Consider the following 18,756-nt stretch of genomic DNA (forward strand, 5'->3'; position numbering starts at 1 on the left):
GATGCACTACCCATCTGATTTTCCATACAGGTCCGTCCATGCATGTCCTCATGCTCTGCAAACGGCAGTACACCGGACGCGACCTTATCGACGACCGCTACGGTCGACTCTGGGAGATCCCGGAAGCACTTGCACGCCGTGGGCATGCCATCAGCGGAATCGCACTGAGCTATCGGCATCGAGATTCCGGGAATTTCCTGTCTGCGGCAGGGGTTCAATGGCGTTCCATCAACGCTCTTTCACTCGAGACCATCCAGTTAGAACGTGCAATCAGGCGACTTCACCAGCAGCACCCTATCGATGTCCTCCTGACAAGCTCTGATGCGCCATGCACCGTGCTCGGTGCAAGCTTGGCGAAGCACATCCATACTCCTCACGTTGCAGATCTCTACGACAATTACGAATCTTTCGGACTCAGCCGGATCCCAGGCATGCGCGCCGCGTTCCGTCGCGCATGTGCGGGCTCAAAGGCAATCAGCGCAGTAACACATGCCCTGGCTGATCACGTGAAATCCACCCTTTCAACACCTGTTCCAGTACATGTCATTGGCAACGGGGTCCGCCGGGATCTGTTTCATCCGATCGACAAACGTGTCAGCAGGGAGATGCTTGGTCTTCCCGTGAAGGCTCGCCTGATTGGCTGTGCCGGCGCCCTCGATCAAAGCAGGGGGATTGAAGATCTATTCCGAGCATTCCAGGCACTTTCAGAGCGCCACCCCGACATCCACCTCGTCATTGCCGGCCCCAGGGATGCCACCCTTCGCCGCTACCCACATCCCAGGATCATCGATTTCGGCGTCATCGGCTGGAAGCAGGTCCCGTTACTAATCAATTCACTCGATGTATCAGTAGTCTGCAATCGAAATTCAGGGTTTGGGCGATTCTGCTACCCATTGAAGCTAGCGGAATCGATTGCCTGTGATGTGCCGATCGTCGCCTCAGACGTTGGTGACACACGACGGATCGGCGGGGGCGCAATACGCGCATACGCCCCCGGCGACATCAATGATCTCGTAGAATCCATCGATCTTCAGCTTCAGATGCCGCTTTCCAATACCGCCCTGAGGGCCTTCGACTGGGAAGAGCGAGCCATTCAGATGGAAGCGCTTCTTCTAGAGGCGACACGCTCAAATCACCCCTGAACTCTCGTTCAAGCCCCGGGACCGGACTGTCGTCTAGCGACAGGATGTGGGCACATACCGGGCGTCCAACCCTCCACAAGACCAGTTCACCGCCCCGTTGGTATCGCTCGCGGTAAGAACTAGTGTCTGTCCGGCGACCTTCGCGCTGGCCGAAGAAGCAAAGGCAACCGAGATCGATCCGGTACCGTCAACGGTCACCGATCGGACGAATTTTCCGGATACCGACCCTGGAGCAGCCATGCCCGCGGCGCGATTGTCGGCAGGAAACTGCCCATGGTCGGAGTAGTAGGTGGCTATTGCCTCCTTGGCCCCGGTCGACAACGAGAGCCCCTCAGCTACCTGTCCTCGAGCAACATAGTCCTGGTAGGCCGGCAGCGCAATTGCCGCCAGAATGGCGATGATAGCGACCACGATCATGAGTTCGATCAAGGAAAATCCACGCTGATTCATGTACTACTCCCCTGTTGTTTGTCGGCTCGCCACCAGCCAATGCTCCAGGCCCTCAATGTCCCGGTCATATGCATGGCGATGATTGACGGCTCGCAGGATCCCCAATCCTTGCCTAGCCTCACTGACCTGAAGCAAGTTCGATGCCAACCCCATCCTCAACAGCCACAGCCGACATCCCAGGTCTTTCGGTGAGATTTGCACGGCCTCACGAATGAGCCTCATCGCTAGATCCGGGTCCCTCATTACGTTGAAGGCGTAGTTCGAGAACACCACCCGGACCCTCGACGAGCGGGGATTCTCTGCAGTTGCGGTCGACAACAGAGCAAACAGCACCTGCTCTTCAGCTGGCCTGCACCCCCCCTCAACCCGGCATGCAACGATCGCTTCAAGCGCCCCGACTTCCTGTGGTCCCAATGACCGCCTGGATATCTTCCGCTCAAGTGCCGCCCATACCTCCGGGAGCTGCGCCCGCCCTTGATTCGACTTGAGAATGATCAGTGCCTGCTCGGGAAGTGGCGAACTGCCGGGCAATGAGGCCGCATGTGTGAACTCCTTCTCAGCCAGGGCCCAGGCCGGGGAAGCAGGATCGGCAGGGGCCGATGCCAGCAGTGCTCGTCCAAGTTCATAACCGGCCCGCGAAGAATCAGGATTACGGTTGGACAACGTGAGAGCAAGGCGCATCGGATCTGCCCACGTCTGCACCTGGATCCACCCCATGGCCGCAACAAAAAGTAGCAGGACTCCCCCTACCGTACGGCGTGCCTCAACGGTCCACCTTTGCATCAGCGCCCCCAGTGGTTGCACCAGAGCAAGAGCGACACCCGCGATTGCCAGGTAATTCCGATGCTCGAAAGCCAACTCCAGCGGCACAACGTTACTGGTCAGCAAATGGCTGGCAAAGAACCATCCGATGCCAAGTGCCGTCAGGGGCCAGCGCTTGCGCAGCCCCCAGGCCGCTGTCAGCAGCGCGACCAGCGCCAGCATCGGGACAATGAAAACAGTTGAACGCCAGGATGGGGGGACCTGCGCATTGTCGTAATAGAACTTCAACGACTCAGGCCAGGGAAGCATGATCTGCTGAAGGTAGTTCAACAAAATCGCCGGCTGCGAATACAACCGGCCTGCCAAGCTGAAATCACGTGCGGAGTAGCGCTCCGGCACCAGGGCGCCAGGCAGAATCACTGCAAAGTACAACAGCGCCGCCCCTGTGGCCCCAAAAGCATACAGAACGGACAGTGCACGGGCGCGCGTTCCATCCGGATTCCGGAATTTGAGGAGAAACACCTCAATCAGCAGTGTGTAAACCGGGATCAGTATCGCGGTCTCTTTGAAGGCAAGGCCAATCCCGGCTCCGACTACAGCACCGCACCACCAGAACAACGCTGCCCGGGAACACGGAACGCTGCTGCGCGCCTTGAGATAACAGAGAAGTGCGATCAGGGCACCCGTCGCTCCTCCCATCTCCATGCGTTGCACAACGTAAAGAACGGTAGACACCTGCAATGGATGAACCATCCATGCGGTGGCGACCATGAAGGCCGTCAAGCGCACCTGTGACGACGACATGCTGAGCACTCGCCCGATCAGCCCGGACGCCAGAGCAAATACCAGCATTGAATTCAGGAGGTGCAGAGCCAAGCCCGTCACCTTCATCGGCCAAGGCGCCAAGCCGGTAAAGTAGTAGTTGAGGCCGAAACTGAGCAGCGCCAATGGGCGGCCCACGTCGCCCGTGACCCCGTTACCCATGACCTGCGCTATGGAAGTAAAGTCCAGCGAGGTCAGGCGCCAATCAGGATCGTCCACCAGATTTGGAAAGTCATCAAATATGAACCCCCCATTCAAGCCATTCCAATAGACGCCCACTCCCAGCAACGCCAGCAGGACAAGACCCGCCAGGGGCAGCAGTCGCTGCGCAGGCACACTTCGCATCGAATAGAACTCCCCTTGCCCCAAAAAAGAAAGGGCCGCAGAGCGGCCCTTTCCCGATACCGCTATGCCGTCTGCGCGATTAGCGGCAGGACGACGGACGGTACTTGGCGTCGATGGTACCGGAGCTCTTGCAATCCCAGGTGATCGAGCCGCCCGCATCAGCCGGAGTCAGCACGAAGGTCTTGCCTGCAACCTTGGAGCTAACCGAACCCGAGCCCTTCATCATTGCGGTAATTGCACCACCGGTGCCAACAGTCACGCTGGTCACGTACTTGCCGCTGATCGACGAGGCGCCAGCCAGGCCAGCCAAGGCATTGGTGGTCGGGAAGGCGCCCTTGTCGGCGTAGTACTCGGTAACAGCGGTCTTGGCGCCCGAGCTCAGGGTCATCGCTTCGGAAACCTGCGAGCGTGCCACATAGTCCTGGTAAGCCGGCAGCGCAATGGCAGCCAGGATGGCGATGATCGCAACAACGATCATCAGTTCGATAAGGGTGAAGCCCTTCTGGTTCTTCATTTGGTACATCCCCAAGATAAGTGGTGGTTGATTTCAGAAGTCAGGATCGGTCTGACCAGTGGCCAGCTGAGCGGGTCCTGCCCCCTGCGGGTGGATCAACGCAGGTTGCGTGCCAACCCCGGCACGCCTCCCCCTGGATTTCCCCGCGCCCATGATGGCAGCTATTTCACGGATGGGAACCCCCCGGGTGCGAATCTGCGATGGACGCGGCAATGTGACGCAGTACGTCACCTTTGGTCGGCACCCGGCACGAATTCGCATCATGAGCCCCTTGGCAACTGCCCATACGGGCATGAACCCGCTACCATCGACGACTAGACGCCCGCCTGGGGATGGCGGGTCTTGGGGAGCCGATATGTCTGTCAGTCGCAGTGCGATCAAGAAGGAGCCCGTGGCGCGCAGCACCACGGACCTGCAGCCGTTTGTCTGGGTGGGGACCGACAAGCGGGGTGTAAAGATGAAAGGGGAGCAGGCCGCGAAAAACGCGAACCTGCTGCGGGCCGAGCTGCGCCGCCAAGGCATCACCCCGGGCATGGTTAAGCCAAAGCCCAAGCCACTGTTCGGAGCAGCCGGCAGCAAGGTTTCGCCGAAGGACATTGCTTTCTTCAGCCGTCAGATGGCGACGATGATGAAGTCCGGTGTGCCGATCGTCTCAGCGCTGGACATCATCGCCAGCGGGCACAAGAACCCACGCATGAAGAAGATGGTGGACGGCATCCGCACCGATATCGAAGGCGGATCGTCCCTTCATGAGGCGATCAGCAAGTATCCGGTGCAGTTCGACGAGCTCTATCGCAACCTAGTGCGTGCGGGTGAAGGCGCCGGTGTATTGGAGACGGTGCTTGATACCGTGGCCAACTACAAAGAGAACATCGAAGCCCTGAAGGGCAAGATCAAAAAGGCTCTGTTTTACCCTGCAATGGTCATTGCGGTGGCGCTCTTGGTCAGCTCGATCCTGCTGATCTGGGTGGTTCCACAGTTTGAAGACGTTTTCAGGGGATTTGGTGCCGATCTGCCTGCCTTTACTCAGATGATCGTAGCCGCATCCCGGTTCATGGTCTCTTGGTGGTGGCTGATCGCGATCGTCGTCATCGGCAGCATCGTCGGCTTCACCATGGCCTATAAGCGCTCGCCAAAGATGCAACACGGGATGGATCGCTTGATCCTGAAGGTGCCAGTCATTGGCCAGATCATGCATAACAGCTCGATCGCACGCTTTGCCCGTACCACCGCTGTGACCTTCAAGGCCGGCGTGCCGCTGGTAGAAGCCTTGGGTATCGTGGCAGGCGCCACCGGCAATACGGTTTACGAGCATGCCGTACTGCGCATGCGCGACGACGTCTCGGTCGGTTACCCGGTCAACATGGCCATGAAGCAGACCGCCCTGTTCCCGCACATGGTCATCCAGATGACCGGCATCGGCGAAGAGGCCGGCGCCCTGGACGCCATGCTGTTCAAGGTGGCCGAGTACTATGAGCTGGAGGTCAACAATGCCGTTGACGCCCTGAGCAGCCTGCTCGAGCCGATGATCATGGTGTTCATTGGTATCATCGTCGGTGGCCTGGTCATTGGCATGTACCTACCCATCTTCAAATTGGCATCGGTGGTCTGACACATACATGGCATTTCTCGACCAGCATCCCGGCCTCGGCTACCCCGCCGCGGCCGCCCTGGGGCTGCTGCTGGGCAGTTTCCTCAACGTCGTCATCCTGCGCCTGCCCAAGCGGCTGGAGTGGCAGTGGAAGCGCGATGCGCGCGAGGTCCTGGAGGAACCGGACTTCTACGAGCCCCCACCACCGGGGATCGTGGTCGAGCCCTCGCACTGCCCGCACTGCAAGCACAAGCTGAGCTGGTACGAGAACATCCCGCTGTTCAGCTGGCTCATCCAGGGCGGCAAGTGCCGCCACTGCAAGGCGCCGATCTCGCTGCAGTATCCGCTGGTCGAGGCCCTGACCTCGGTGCTGGTGCTGGCCTGCGTCTGGCAGTTCGGCTTCGGCTGGCAGGGCTTCGGCGCCATCGTGCTGACCTGCTTCCTGATCGCCCTGTCCGGCATCGACCTGCGCACCCAGCTGCTGCCCGACCAGCTGACCCTACCCCTGATGTGGCTGGGCCTGATAGGCAACATCGACAACCTCTACATGCCGGCCAAGCCTGCATTGGTCGGCGCGGCGGTGGGTTACCTGTCGCTGTGGATGGTCTGGTGGCTGTTCAAGCAGCTGACCGGCAAGGAAGGCATGGGTCACGGCGATTTCAAGCTGCTGGCCGCCCTCGGCGCCTGGTGCGGGCTGAAGGGCATCCTGCCGATCATCCTGCTGTCGTCGGTGCTGGGTGCCATCATCGGTTCGATCTGGCTGTACACCCGGGGCCGTGACCGCGCCACGCCCATTCCGTTCGGCCCCTACCTGGCCATCGCAGGCTGGCTGTACTTCATGTGGGGCGCGCCCGTGGTGGAGCAGTACCTGGTGTTGAGCGGACTGCGCTGAGGGGAATCCCCATGAGCCGGTATGTGGTGGGCCTGACCGGCGGCATTGCCGCCGGCAAGAGCGAGGTGACCCGGCGCTTCGAGGCGCTGGGCATCGTGGTGGCCGACGCCGATCTGGCCGCCCGCGCGGTGGTTGCTGTCGGCAGCCCTGCACTGGGCCGCATCGCCGAGCGCTTCGGCGCCGACATGCTGCTGACGGACGGCAGCCTTGACCGGGCGCGCTTGCGTGCCCACGTATTCGCCGATCCGGCCGAACGGGCCGCACTGGAAGCGATCACCCATCCGGCCATCCGCCTTCTGATGCAACAGCAGTGCGAGCAGGCCACCAGCCCGTACGCGATTGCCGCCATTCCGCTACTGACTGAGGTCGGCGGCAGGCAAGCCTACCCGTGGCTGGACCGGGTATTGCTCGTGGATGCACCCGAAGCCGTGCAGCACGCCCGGCTGATGCAGCGCGACGGCATCGACGCCGCACTGGCCGACAAGATGATCGCCGCCCAGGCCAGCCGCGCGCAGCGCTTGGCACTGGCCGATGATGTGGTGGTCAACGATGGACATCCCGAGGACCTGCAGGCGCAGGTGGAAGCGCTGCATGCGCGGTATCTGGGGTTGGCTGGGGGCTGAGGCGTGATTGCCGGCCAGCGGCCGGCACTACCGAAGCCAATCGACGCACTACCGAGGCGCATCCACGCATGGCGTGGATCTACTCCAGCTGCAGGCGGGCATAGCGGGCCAGTTCTCGTGCGCCAAGCAGCAATCCATCTACGACATCCGGGCTGAGCTGCTGGTGGGCACCGCCCTGCTCGCGGGCGGCTTCGGCGGCGTGCAGCACCTGCATGAGTGCATTCAAGCCGGCCAGGGTGCGACTGAGGCCGGCCATGGTGGCCGCCTGTGCCGGGCTCAGTCCCTCCGCTTCCAGCCGTCGGCCGTCGGCTGCATCGCGCCCGTCCATGCGGGCCAGCAGCGCGGGCAGCAGATCCCTGGGATCATCGAGCAGGGTCTCGATGCGCTCGGCGATGTCGGCGGGCAGCAGGTCGGCGGCTTCGCCGATCAGGGCGTGCAGCTGGGGGAACAAGGGGCGTGCGGACATAGTGAATCTCCTCGCAGACGGCGGGCCACCCGCGGATGCAAGGTGGCGGACGGTGCGGGTTGGCGTACCGGAGACCCAACAACTCAAGCGCGAGGAAAAAGACTCCAGCGGATTCTGATGAATCCCCACGCACCATCCGCCGAAACAAGGCAGCCGATGCATTTTCCATGATGAGCCGCAGCACACCCGGAGCGCTTGAGTTGAAGGTTTTTTTCAGGACGCCAATCCCGGCCAGGGCACCTGCCCCGGCCGCCCCATCTGGCCATCACGCAGCGCTGTGATCTGTAAGGAAATTCTCAAGCCGCAGTTGGGTGCACGAATGCGTGCATGCGGACACGCGCGCGGCGTGGCGGCGATCACGGTGATGTCGTGTTGGGCTTCTGGCCCTGGGTTCCTGCGGGGGGGATTCGGTGGCACAAGCGACACTGGGCGCTATACGGCGCCGGCCGGATTCGTGCCGACCAAGGTCGGCACCTACCAAAGCAGAGCCATTGCCGACCAAGGTCGGCACCCACCAAAGCAGAGGCCCTTACAACGGCTTCGGCGAGAACGTCAGGGTGGCGATCACGCCGCGCTCGCCACCGGGGCGCACGCTCACCTGCCAGCCATACAGATCGCACAGGCGGCTGACGATCGACAGGCCGATACCACCGCCCTGCGAATGGCCGGCGTGCGTGCCGCGATAGCCGCGCTGGAACAGCTTGGCGGCATCCTCTTCGCTCAGGCCCGGTCCGCTGTCGGTTACCGACACCGAATTGCTGCCGACAAAGACGCGCACCTCACCATCCTGCGAGTACTTCACCGCGTTGCCGATCAAGTTGCCCAGCGCCACCGACAATGCGGCTTCCGGCGCATCGATCACCAGGTTGCGCTCGCCTTCCAGTGCCAGTTCCAATGGCTTGCCGCCCAGCTGTGCGCGGTGGGCATCCAGCAGCTGTTCGGCTACGCGCGCGACGTTGCTGGTGCCCTGCCCTCGTTCGTTGCGCGACAGCAGCAGCAGCGCGCCGATCAGGTCGCTGCACTGCTGTTCGGCACGCTGGATGCGCTGCAGACGCTGCAGCACCTTCTCATCCAGGCCGGGCCGGGTCAGCAGCAGCTCGGTGGCGCCACGTATCACCGCCAGCGGCGTGCGCAACTCGTGGCTGACGTCGGCGTTGAACTCACGGTCGCGCTGCACCACTTCGGTCAGCCGCGACGAATAATCATCCAGCGCCTGCGCCAGTTGCCCCACTTCGTCATCGGGGAAACGTGGCGCCAGCGGCTCGGGCTCGCTGGTGCCGCCGCGATAGGCGCGCAACCGCGCGGCCAGGTCCGAGACCGGCTTCATCACCTTCGAGGCCGACCACCAGCCCAGCACCAGCGACAGCAGGCTGAACACCAGCACCGACAGCACCAGCGCGCGGTTGAGCTGCTGCCCACCGCGCACGCTGTCGGTCATGTCGTAGGCCAGGAATGCCCAGGCGTCGGGTGTTTTGCGCACGGCCAGCTTGTACGCATACGGTTGCCCGCGCTCGTCCACGCCAGAGATGTTGTGATTGCCATCGGGCAGCGCAGCCCAGTCCGGCTCTTCCTCGCGCAACGCCTCGAACTTGTCGGGTTTGACGAGGCGCGCGCGCATCTGCTGCACGGGCAGATCGGGGTTGCGATCCGGGCTCTCGTAGAACCGCCGCACGTACTCGTTGATGTTGCGGTTCATCACGTCTTCCACCAGCTGGTTTTCCACGCGCATGCGGGCCCAGTTGGTGGCAAACGCGAACAGTGTCGTCAGGCAGAAGCCCAACAACACGAACGAGACGATGATGCGGCTGCGCAGGCGCCGCCGATACGGCGAACGCCGGCGCTCCCCCTTGGTTGCCACGGAATCAGGCTTCCGGGGTGGCGATGCGGTATCCGATGCCATGGCGGGTCTGGATCAGCGGCACTTCAAACGGCTTGTCGACCACCGCACGCAGGCCGTGGATGTGGACACGCAGCGAATCCGAGTCGGGCAGCTCCTCGCCCCACACGCGGGTTTCCAACTCCTGGCGGGTGACCACGGCCGGCGCGGCCTCCATCAGGGCCTGCAGAATCTTCAGCGCGGTCGGGTTGAGCTGCAGCAGCTTGCCCTGGCGACGCACTTCCAGCGTGTCCAGGTTGTATTCCAGATCGCCGGTTTCCAGCACGCGGGTCTGCACGCCCTTGCCGCGGCGCGACAAAGCGTTCAAGCGCACTTCCACTTCCTGCAGCGCGAACGGCTTGATCAGGTAGTCGTCGGCGCCGGAATCGAAACCGGCCAGCTTGTTGTCCAGCGAGTCGCGGGCGGTCAGCATCAGTACGGGGGTCTGCTTGCGCGCTTCGTTGCGCAGCTTGCGGCAGACTTCAATGCCGTCCATGCCCGGCAGGTTCAGGTCCAGAACGATGGCGTCGAACTCGTGGACCACCGCCAGGTGCAGGCCGGTCACGCCGTCGGCGGCGAAGTCCACGGTGTGGCCACGATCCTCAAGGTAGTCGCCAAGGTTGGCGGCGATGTCGCTGTTGTCTTCGATTACGAGAATGCGCACTGGGACCTCTGGTTCTTGAAGGGTCGTCGGGGGGCCAGGCCCACCTGCTCAGGATGCCCCTGTGCGGGTGGACGCGACGTCTACCTGCTGAACGATACAGGTTCCATTCTTAACATTTCGTACCGGAGGGACGACACCGGCAAACGCCCCCGGGGCGAGCGCTCAGCGGCTGATGCGCTGCTGGTCGGTCAGCGCCCGGCGGCTCTCTTCCTGGGCTTTGCGACGCTGGGCCACGGTCAGGCAGACGCTGGTCGGCATGTTGCTGCCGGTCAGGCGCTCGCGGCGGCAGATCATGCGGCTGTCGGCCTGGGCGCGGGTCATGATGGTGTTGACGATCTCCTGCTCGTTGAACAGGTCGTTGCGCTCCTGCGGGGCCAGCTCATCCAACTTCTCGCGGCCATTCATCTTGATCCGGATCCGGTTCAGCGCCTGCTGCACGCGGCTCTTGTCCTCCAGCCCGATCTCGCTGTAGTCCTCGCTGCCCATGGCCGTTTCAACGCGGCGGATCTGCTCGGATACCGGGGTGAAAGAATCCATCTGCACGGTGTCCTTCTGCGCCTTGGCCTGCACGGTGGCCACCAGGCCGAGCGACAGCATCAGGGCGAGCATAGTGGTGCGGTACATGACGAGCTCCATGTTCGTCCATGAATAGGGTCTCGACTTTACGGTTGCGCCGATGCGTCCACAAGGGACGCACGGCAGGGTGACCGATGGCGGCCTGCGACCGGTCCAACCACGGTTACGGCTTGTAGTTGTTGAAACGCTGGTTGTCGTTGAGGGCCTTGCGGCTGTCTTCCTGCGCCTTGCGGCGCTGGGCCACGGTCAGGCAGACGCTCTGCGGCATGTTGCTGCCGGTGGTGCGCTCGCGGCGGCAGACCATGCGGCTGTCGGCATGGGCGCGGGTCATGATCGTGTTGATCACTTCCTGGTCGTTGAAGATCTCGGTGCGGTCCTGCGGGCTCAACTGCTCTACCCGTTCGTGGTCGCCCATCTTGATCTTGATACGGCCCAGCGCCTGCTGCACACGGCTTTTGTCTTCCAGCCCGATCTCGCTGTAGTCCTCGGTGTTGATCGCCGTCTCAACGTTGCGGATCTGTTCGGCCACCGGTGCGTTGGCGTCGAACTTCACCTGCCCTTTCTCGGGCTTGGCGTGCGCGGTGGTGGCCAGTGCCAGGCCCAGCATCAGGGCGAAGGGGGTCATGCGCTGCATTGTTACCTCCAGGTTCTTCCATGAGTGGAACACCGACCCTGCGGTGCCACCGACACGCCGTTACGGCACCCCGGTGGACCGAAAGGCGGTGCGGTCAACGCCCGGCGGGCGGTGGGCTGAGCGTGTTGTAGCTGCGCTGGTCGTTGATCAGCGCCTTGCCTTTCTCTTCGATCCGGCGCCGTTCGGCCACGGTCAGGCAGCGGCTCCTGGGCATGTTGCTGCCGGTGGTGCGTTCGTACCTGCAGATCTGCCGGCTGTCGTCATGGCCACGCGCCATCAGGGTGTTGATGCGTTCCTGCTCGTTGAAGACCTCGGCCTGCAACTGCGGCGGCAGCTCCTGCACGGTCTGGCGTTCGCCCATGTGCTGGCGGATACGCGACAGCGCCTGCTGCACCTGGCCGCGATCCTCGGCAGACAGTTCGGCATAGTCGGGGGCAGCCAGCGCGGTTTCCACCTGGCGCATCTGCTCGGCGACCGACCCCTGCCGGTCCATCTGTACAGCGACTTTCTCCGGCTTGGCGGCAACAGCGCCAGACAGGCCCAGCAGCAACGCGATCGTCATGATGCGGTACATCGCCAACCTCCCGATCCATCCCGGAACGAAGGGCCAACTCTACGACCGTCACGCGGCCTCCACAAGAGACCTTGGGCACAGAGCCGACAGGCATAAAAAAGGCCCAGGCGGTGCACCCGCCTGGGCCTGAAGTCGTATCCCGATACCGATCCTGCTGAGAGGCAGAGCTGCGGTTCGCTGAAGCCTACGCCGGGGCCGATTAAAGCCTCGTTAAAGCCCCGGATCATTTACCCATGAGAATCACAACCCCATGAATAATCAAGGCTTTTTGATCTTCTCTACGTGTTCGATGATGCGTGTGGCCACGTCCACACCGCAGGCCGCTTCGATGCCCTCCAGCCCCGGCGTGGAGTTGACCTCCAGCACCAGCGGGCCGCGCGCGGAGCGGATCAGGTCCACGCCGCACACCGACAGGCCCAGCGCCTTGGCCGAACGCACCGCCACCTGCTGCTCGGCGCGACTGGCCTTGGCCGCCACGGCGGTGCCGCCAGCGTGCAGGTTGGAGCGGAAGTCACCCTCCGGTGCCTGCCGCTGCATCGACGCCACCACCTGGTCGCCCACCACGAAGCAGCGCAGGTCGGCGCCCTTGGCCTCGCCGATGAATTCCTGCATCAGGAAGTTGGCGTACAGGCCGCGCAGCGCTTCGACAATGCCGCGCGAGGCACTGGCCTTTTCGGTCAGGATCACGCCGCGACCCTGGGTGCCTTCATTGAGCTTCACCACATGCGGCGGCGGGCCGAGCATGGACAGCAGATCGACGGTGTCATCGGGGTTGTCGCCGAACACGGTAACCGGCATGTCGATGCCCTTGGCCGCCAGCAGCTGGTGCGCGCGCAGCTTGTCGCGCGAACGCAGGATGGCATCGGACGGATTGGGCGTGCGTGCGCCCATCAGTTCGAACTGGCGCAGCACGGCGGTGCCGTAGCGGGTGATCGAGGCACCGATGCGCGGAATGACCATGTCCACGCCGGTCATCGGCCGGCCCTTGTAGTGCATGGAAAAGCCATCGGCGGCGATGCGCATGTAACAGCGCAACGGGTCGAGGATGCGCACGGTATGGCCGCGCGCGCGCGCCGCCTCGACCAGCCGACGGGTGGAATACAGGGAGCTGTTGCGGGACAGGATGGCGAGCTTCATCGCGGCGGGATCGGTCGGCAGGCGCGCAGCATAGCGCGGGCGTGTGGCGGGCGGATGATGCCCGTCGTCGACGATCTCGAGCGTTGTGGATGAAGCTTCAGCTGTCCCGTTCAGCACTGACCTGGAAGCCACGGGCCGCTTCGCCCAGCGCCGCCACGCAGGCCATCTGCAGGGCAGAATTGCTGAACGCCTGCTGGTAGATCTGCTCGAGCAGTTCCGCGGCCTTGGGACCACCGGCACGCCCCAGCGCGCGCACGGCTTCAAGCTGCTTGTTCGAGCCGACGCCGGCGGAAAGAAAGATCCGATGGATGCGCTCGACGACGTCGTTCCGGCAGTTCATGGAAGGCAGCTCCTGATCAGTATCCGCTCACGCTAGCTGCTCAGTGCCGGCCTGCCCATGGGAAAAGTTTGAAGCGTTACGCGCCCCTCCGCAGCGCCTCTAGGAGTTCTACGAAAATGTCGCTTTCGGCTGGAAGCAGGCGAGCGTGCCGATCACCATGGAAGCTCCTCCCAAAGCGGAAATCCCGATGTCGAAAATGGAGCAACTTGCACAGAAGCTGCAGCAATCTGCACACGCGGAGCAGGCCAGGGCCGCCGCCGTCGAAAAGCAGTACCAGGACTGGATCCAATCGCTGCATGTGCTGTTCGACACCATCGAACTGTGGCTGCAACCGTTGGTGCAGGCGCAGGTGGCCACGCTGCGTCGGGACACGGTCACCATCACCGAGAATCCGTCATCCGGGGAACTGAAAACCTACGCGGCCCCCGCACTGACCCTGAACGTCAATGGCAAGGCCGCCGCGATCAAGCCTCTGGCCCGCTTCTGCCTCGGCTGCCAGGGCCGGGTGGATATTCTGGCCCGGGAAAACCAGTGGCACCTGACACGGCAATTGGAACCGGGCGAGGTCTGGTACCTGCACACGCATAATCGCGATCAGGGGCGCGTGCTGGATGCCGACGTGTTGGCCAGCGTGTTCGCGGCGTACTGAGGCGGTCTGGAGGGACCTGCGCGGCGGAAAGCGGCGCGGTCTTGAAGGATGGAGCGGGCGATGGGAATCGAACCCAAATCCGCTTAACCGACTGTTCCATAAGAAAAATGTCCGGAACATTCGACTGAAAAACGATACCTCAAACGATACCTGGAAGCCTAACAGGCTTGCAGAAGGGCCAGCAACCAGCAGGGCAATGCGTCCACTTGCTCCCACTGGTGGGGATGGCTCGAGTGCGCATTGCCCCGTCGGTAACCCAAGCTCCAGCAAAAGACAAGGCCGCCAAACGGCGGCCTTGTTGATCAACCCTTAGGAGGATTTGGGTCGTTCCCGTAACTGTCCTTGTCCCGGATAAGGCCCTGACGGTCGTGGATCACCACTTCGCTGCGCTGGTTGATGGCGATCTCACGCGCATGCTGCCTTGCCTCTTCCTGGGTCCGGTGGTGAGAGGTATCGCGCGAGTTGCCTTCGCCACGCACCGCCCAGCCATCCGGCCGCTTCACCACGTGCTGATTCTTGCCCATTTCGACCTCGACAATGGTTTTGGGCGACGACCGCCCAAACCCATGATCTTGTGTAAAAATTACAAAATCAACACCAGATATAGTTAATTCACAAAAAAACACGCCAATTCACTCCGCAGCTGCGGATGTTGCAAACGCGTCTCAGTTCACGCCGAGAGGAAGGCCTTCAAAGCTCGCGGGTAAGCCAGACCGAACGGCGTCTCGTGTCGGCAATTCGGGGCGTTTGGCTCAGCGCCTGCGGCAAGGAGCGTCGCACACGTGGCGGCAGGGTCACGCCGTTCCCACGCCTCCAGGAACCTAGTGGCGTGAGCGCGGCAACATCGCCCATGACCACGGCCTCGTGTAATGGCGTCCAAGTCATGATTGTCCTGCCCTTCGAGTGGCAGGCCGAAGTGCTGGGCGTGCTGACCAGCGCTGCTGGCACCGCGGTTGTCGTCTATCCGCTGCTCTTCCGGTAAACAAACGATTTTGACTTCCGGGACAGCATCGCTAGCACCCGCTACTAGCCTCCCAGTTTTCCAGTCACGGAGTAGAGAGGCTCCAGCAGCCATTCGTAGAGCTTGCGGCGCTCGCCCATGATATCGGCTTCAAGCTGCATGCCTGGGCGGAGCGTCTCCATCTTCCCGTATGCCAGCACTCCTTGTTGGTCCAACGAGACCAGGACCCGATACAAGGACTGCCTTGCATCGCCGTCCTTCTGGGATCCTGTCAACGCGCTGCGAGAGATGCGGATGACCGTTCCTTCGTGGGCACCGAACTTCTGGTAAGGATAGGCTTGATAGCGCAGGAGAACCCGGTCGCCTGATTTGACGAACCCAATGGCCGCGCTGGGCACCAGCAGTTGTGCTCGAAGCTCGGATCCCTTGGGAAGTAGACTGAGAATGGGTTGGCCCGGCTGCACCGCCTGGCCGGCCTCGACGAGTCGATTTGCTACCAGTCCAGTTACTGGTGCGCGAAGCAGCAGCTCCCCGTCGGCCTCCATCCGGACGGTCTCCTGGCTCAATGCAGCCAGATCACGTTCCGAGGCCGCCTTGGCGGAGAGCCTCTGATGGGGAATTTCTGCGAGCCGCTGCTCCAGTTCAGCCAGGTTCCGCCGAATCGAGGTCGCTTGGCGTTGAAGGGCTTGTTGCGCGTTGACCGCCTCGAGTATCGATTGCTCTTGTTGGTTGATCTGAACCAGGCTTACGTAGCGCTCATCCTCGACGCTCCGAAATCGGGCGAGGGTCTCGCGACCAATTCGCACCTGCTCGCCGCGGGTGTGGATCTCTGCCTCAATCTGCGAAAGCTCGCGCAGCATCGCCGAGCGTTGGGCCTTGGCTCCCTCCTGCTGTGCCGCGAGCTGCCTGTCCTGGAACTCGCTCATCGCCTCCACACTGGCCATACGGGAGCGCTGTGCGTCAAGCAACGTGGACACGGCATCCTGCCCTGAGGAGGTGACCCGCGGCACATTGATCGTCAGCAGCCCGTCCTGGCGCCGGACGTGGTCGCCTTCTTCGACATCCAGTCTCGCAACCACGCCAGCCGACGGAGCGACCACGGTGGAAAGCCCGAGATCAGGCACAAGCTCGCCCATAACCCTGGATCTGCGTGAATACTCGCCCAGGTAGAGGAAGCCGACGATGGCCGAGGCAGCCATCGCTGCGAACACCGCAAGAATCCAGAAACGGAGCGGTTGCGCCAGGGACACTCCACCGAGCCAGCTTCGTCGCTGGGCATCGATGGCTTCCTTGCGGAAGAGGCCGCTCATGCGAGGCCCCCCTCAAGGCCGTCCCGTGCGGCTTTCGCGGAGCTTGATGCGTTCTGCACCAACTCGCGCGCTACCGCGCCCGCGTGCATGATCAGCACCCGGTCTGCACTGGCGATGGTCTCTGGCCGATGGGCGATGATCACCCGGGTCAGCTCAAGTTGTCGGACGGCTTCATTCACCAGCCTTTCCCGCTCAACATCCAGATGGCTGGTTGCCTCGTCCAAGAAGAGCAACTGGGGCTTGCGATACAGGGCGCGTGCAAGGATCACCCGCTGCTTCTGACCACCAGAGAGGGTCCCCCCCATGTCGCCGATCAGGCTGTTGTAGCCCATGGGCATCGCTGCGATGTCGTCATGCACAGCGGCCAACTCTGCGGCTTCACGCACCCTGGATTCATCATGGTGATCGTCTTCGAAGGCGATGTTCTCGCTGACACTTCCCGCGAAGAGCTGGTCATCTTGCATCACCGCGCCGATCATGCTGCGATACTCGCTTACGCTGACCTTTGACAAGGGCACGCCTCCGATGCGGATCTCACCTTCCGTCGGCTGGAGAAGGCCGAGGAGAATCTTGATCAGCGTGGTCTTTCCGCAGCCAGATGGGCCGATGATGGCGACTGACTCACCAGGATCCACTACAAAACTACAGTTCCTCAGCACCCAGGGCTCTCCGGGGGCGTAGCGGAATCCAAGCCCTTCAACCTCAATTCGGATGCCGTCCGGCGACAGAGCGCTGGTGCTGGAAGCGAGGTTCTCTGGTTCGGTAAGAACAATGTCGGAGAGCCGTTCGCCGTGAAGACGGAGCATGCGGAACTCCACCCACTTGTCGATCAAGGCTCCCACTCGTTGTGAAAACTGGTCCTTGTAGGCGAGGTAGGCAATCAGCATGCCGACGGAGAAGACGTTTTCCATTGCCAGTAGTGCACCCAGCCAAACCACCGCAATGCGCTCCAAGCCGAACAATAATTGATTGGCTCCGCCGAAGCTCAACCCAAACTTTGCGAGCCAAACGTCATGGTTGACCGTTTCGTTCATGAGATTGAAGTAGCCGGCCTGGCGAATGGACTCTCGGCCAGCAACTTTCAACGATTGAACCCCCCGGATGGACTCGAGCAGGTGGCTCTCCTGCCGTGCCCCGGCGATCAACTGCCTCTCTGTGCCTCGCCTGAGCGGGGCGAAGGCACAAGCACGCGCGATTGCATACAGAGCAACTGCAATCAACGTAACCAGCGCAAGCTTCCAGTTGTAGAGCAGTATCATTCCCAGCGTCACCACCGCCATGAGGCCATCAACGAACGCTTCAACGAAACTGGTTGTTAGCGTTCGCTGTATGGCTTGGACGCTCCCCATCCGTGAGGTGACATCACCCAGATGACGCTTCTCAAAGAAGTCCAGAGGCAAACGCAACAGGTGCCGGAAGACATTGCCGGTCCATTGCAGGTTGAGCCGGTTTGATAGGTAGATGACCGCTCGGCCTCGGATCTGCCCGATGCAGACCTGCAGCAGGAGCGCGAGGGCAAACCCAGTGCCCAGCACAGTCAGCAAGTCCCTGTCATGAGCAATGAGGGCCTGATCCACGGTCCATTGCATGAAGAATGGTGCTATCAGAACAAACACCTGAAGAGCAATGGACAGAAGCAGCAGCAAGCTTAGAGCACGCCAGAATCCCTCGATCTTCCCCGTCAGCTGCGCGAGCGAGACGGCCGGCGGGCGCGGGACTGCACGGAACTCGGCAGTTGGGTGCAACTCCAGCGCAATTCCGGTGAAGTGGCGCGAGACCTCATCCAGAGAAAGCTTGCGTTTGCCAAAGGCGGGATCCAGAACGGTCACGCCATTTCGACGGACCTTGCTGATTACAACGAAGTGGTCGAGGTCCCAGTGCGCAATGCAGGGTAGTTGAAGTTGACTCAGGTGCTCCAAGTCCAGGCGTAGTGGGCGGCAACGAAAGCCGAGCGCGCCTCCAATTTCAATGACTTGAGCAAGCGTCGAGCCCTTAAGTGAGAGGGCATGGCGGCGGCGGAGTTCCCGCAGTCCAATGTTGTTGCCATGATGCGACGCGACCATGGCTAAGCATGCAAGACCGCATTCCGCTGCCTCGGATTGAATCACGGCGTCAATAAGATAGCATCTCTCTATCGCTAGAAATGGCGAATTGAACAGGGTAGTTGTTGGAGGTTCTGCAGAACTGCGCGTGATGCGAGAAGGGACGGGGTAGAACTCCCCACCCCTTTAATCGTGAATTCAAACTACTGAGACTGTTCCGATCGCTTATCAGAATCTTCTTGCTTTGCGAGGTATTTCCCGCCATGGTAGCCAGCTACAAAAAAAGCAAAGGCTGCTACAAGAGCGAAAGCAAGGATGCTGGCGTCACTGTGCTTGGTCATTTGAATCAAAGGCTCCTCCGCGTTGACATTCGTGCTTGCCTGCGC

At 61.9% G+C, this 18,756-nt stretch carries 19 protein-coding genes; 5 read left to right on the top strand and 14 right to left on the bottom strand.

What is annotated here, in order from left to right:
* Positions 1–38: 38 nt before the first annotated feature.
* The gene (locus ACS0OT_RS15705; RefSeq protein ID WP_111202056.1) at positions 39–1,142 is read left to right on the top strand and encodes a glycosyltransferase family 4 protein; all 1,104 of its coding nucleotides are present in this window, start codon (positions 39–41) and stop codon (positions 1,140–1,142) included.
* Between the two features lie 33 nt (positions 1,143–1,175).
* Here ACS0OT_RS15705 and ACS0OT_RS15710 read toward each other — a convergent pair whose 3' ends face one another.
* The 3 genes from ACS0OT_RS15710 to ACS0OT_RS15720 form a co-directional block, all read right to left on the bottom strand.
* Positions 1,176–1,592, bottom strand: coding sequence for a pilin (locus tag ACS0OT_RS15710; RefSeq protein ID WP_070490395.1), 417 nt, complete (start codon positions 1,590–1,592; stop codon positions 1,176–1,178).
* A 3-nt stretch (positions 1,593–1,595) separates the two neighbouring features.
* Positions 1,596–3,521 (bottom strand): hypothetical protein, encoded by a 1,926-nt coding sequence (locus tag ACS0OT_RS15715; protein WP_442255886.1) that lies wholly within the window; start codon positions 3,519–3,521, stop codon positions 1,596–1,598.
* A 79-nt stretch (positions 3,522–3,600) separates the two neighbouring features.
* Entirely contained in the window at positions 3,601–4,035 is a 435-nt protein-coding gene (locus ACS0OT_RS15720) for a pilin (protein ID WP_070490391.1), read from the bottom strand.
* A gap of 355 nt (positions 4,036–4,390) precedes the next feature.
* Here ACS0OT_RS15720 and ACS0OT_RS15725 point away from each other — a divergent pair, with 355 nt between their 5' ends.
* Genes ACS0OT_RS15725 through coaE form a run of 3 tightly spaced genes read left to right on the top strand, consistent with a single transcriptional unit; the run spans position 4,391 to position 7,141 of the window.
* Positions 4,391–5,647, top strand: coding sequence for a type II secretion system F family protein (locus tag ACS0OT_RS15725; RefSeq protein ID WP_070490390.1), 1,257 nt, complete (start codon positions 4,391–4,393; stop codon positions 5,645–5,647).
* 7 nt (positions 5,648–5,654) lie between these two features.
* The gene (locus ACS0OT_RS15730) at positions 5,655–6,518 is read left to right on the top strand and encodes a prepilin peptidase (protein ID WP_065185263.1); all 864 of its coding nucleotides are present in this window, start codon (positions 5,655–5,657) and stop codon (positions 6,516–6,518) included.
* Positions 6,519–6,529: 11 nt separating this feature from the next.
* On the top strand, positions 6,530–7,141 hold the full coding sequence (coaE, locus tag ACS0OT_RS15735; RefSeq protein WP_329888997.1) for a dephospho-CoA kinase: 612 nt from the start codon (positions 6,530–6,532) through the stop codon (positions 7,139–7,141).
* Positions 7,142–7,220: 79 nt separating this feature from the next.
* On the opposite strand, the gene ACS0OT_RS15740 is transcribed toward coaE, so the two are convergent.
* From ACS0OT_RS15740 to ACS0OT_RS15775, 8 genes are all read right to left on the bottom strand, one after another.
* Positions 7,221–7,607 (bottom strand): hypothetical protein, encoded by a 387-nt coding sequence (locus tag ACS0OT_RS15740; protein ID WP_279945997.1) that lies wholly within the window; start codon positions 7,605–7,607, stop codon positions 7,221–7,223.
* A gap of 529 nt (positions 7,608–8,136) precedes the next feature.
* Positions 8,137–9,507, bottom strand: coding sequence for a sensor histidine kinase (locus ACS0OT_RS15745; RefSeq protein WP_061479297.1), 1,371 nt, complete (start codon positions 9,505–9,507; stop codon positions 8,137–8,139).
* Positions 9,470–10,147, bottom strand: a complete 678-nt coding sequence (locus ACS0OT_RS15750; protein WP_005410804.1) for a response regulator transcription factor — start codon at positions 10,145–10,147, stop codon at positions 9,470–9,472. Before ACS0OT_RS15750 ends, ACS0OT_RS15745 begins: the two co-directional genes overlap by 38 nt.
* Positions 10,148–10,309: 162 nt before the next feature.
* Positions 10,310–10,771: a hypothetical protein gene (locus tag ACS0OT_RS15755; RefSeq protein ID WP_065178936.1), complete on the bottom strand. Its 462-nt coding sequence runs from the start codon at positions 10,769–10,771 to the stop codon at positions 10,310–10,312.
* A 115-nt stretch (positions 10,772–10,886) separates the two neighbouring features.
* A complete protein-coding gene (locus tag ACS0OT_RS15760; protein WP_005418647.1) occupies positions 10,887–11,357 on the bottom strand; it encodes a hypothetical protein in 471 nt (156 codons plus the stop codon).
* Between the two features lie 94 nt (positions 11,358–11,451).
* The gene (locus ACS0OT_RS15765; protein WP_005418649.1) at positions 11,452–11,931 is read right to left on the bottom strand and encodes a hypothetical protein; all 480 of its coding nucleotides are present in this window, start codon (positions 11,929–11,931) and stop codon (positions 11,452–11,454) included.
* A 258-nt stretch (positions 11,932–12,189) separates the two neighbouring features.
* Entirely contained in the window at positions 12,190–13,068 is an 879-nt protein-coding gene (gene rimK, locus ACS0OT_RS15770) for a 30S ribosomal protein S6--L-glutamate ligase (RefSeq protein ID WP_005418651.1), read from the bottom strand.
* Between the two features lie 97 nt (positions 13,069–13,165).
* Entirely contained in the window at positions 13,166–13,408 is a 243-nt protein-coding gene (locus ACS0OT_RS15775; RefSeq protein ID WP_005418653.1) for a hypothetical protein, read from the bottom strand.
* Positions 13,409–13,553: 145 nt separating this feature from the next.
* Between ACS0OT_RS15775 and ACS0OT_RS15780 the strand changes: the two genes are divergently transcribed.
* A complete protein-coding gene (locus tag ACS0OT_RS15780; protein ID WP_139727565.1) occupies positions 13,554–14,057 on the top strand; it encodes a hypothetical protein in 504 nt (167 codons plus the stop codon).
* Positions 14,058–14,359: 302 nt separating this feature from the next.
* On the opposite strand, the gene ACS0OT_RS15785 is transcribed toward ACS0OT_RS15780, so the two are convergent.
* The 3 genes from ACS0OT_RS15785 to ACS0OT_RS15795 all read right to left on the bottom strand — a co-directional run bounded on the left by ACS0OT_RS15785 (position 14,360) and on the right by ACS0OT_RS15795 (position 18,445).
* Positions 14,360–14,581 carry a DUF2188 domain-containing protein gene (locus tag ACS0OT_RS15785; protein ID WP_010481480.1) on the bottom strand — a complete coding sequence of 74 codons (222 nt, stop codon included), beginning with the start codon at positions 14,579–14,581 and terminating at the stop codon, positions 14,360–14,362.
* Positions 14,582–15,083: 502 nt separating this feature from the next.
* Positions 15,084–16,328, bottom strand: coding sequence for an HlyD family secretion protein (locus ACS0OT_RS15790; protein WP_442255887.1), 1,245 nt, complete (start codon positions 16,326–16,328; stop codon positions 15,084–15,086).
* Positions 16,325–18,445 (bottom strand): peptidase domain-containing ABC transporter, encoded by a 2,121-nt coding sequence (locus tag ACS0OT_RS15795; RefSeq protein ID WP_442256450.1) that lies wholly within the window; start codon positions 18,443–18,445, stop codon positions 16,325–16,327. The genes ACS0OT_RS15790 and ACS0OT_RS15795 overlap by 4 nt, the downstream gene beginning before the upstream one ends.
* Positions 18,446–18,756: the final 311 nt, after the last annotated feature.

Source organism: Stenotrophomonas maltophilia group sp. RY12688 (genome assembly GCF_052149045.1).
Classification (GTDB): Bacteria; Pseudomonadota; Gammaproteobacteria; order Xanthomonadales; family Xanthomonadaceae; genus Stenotrophomonas; species Stenotrophomonas sepilia.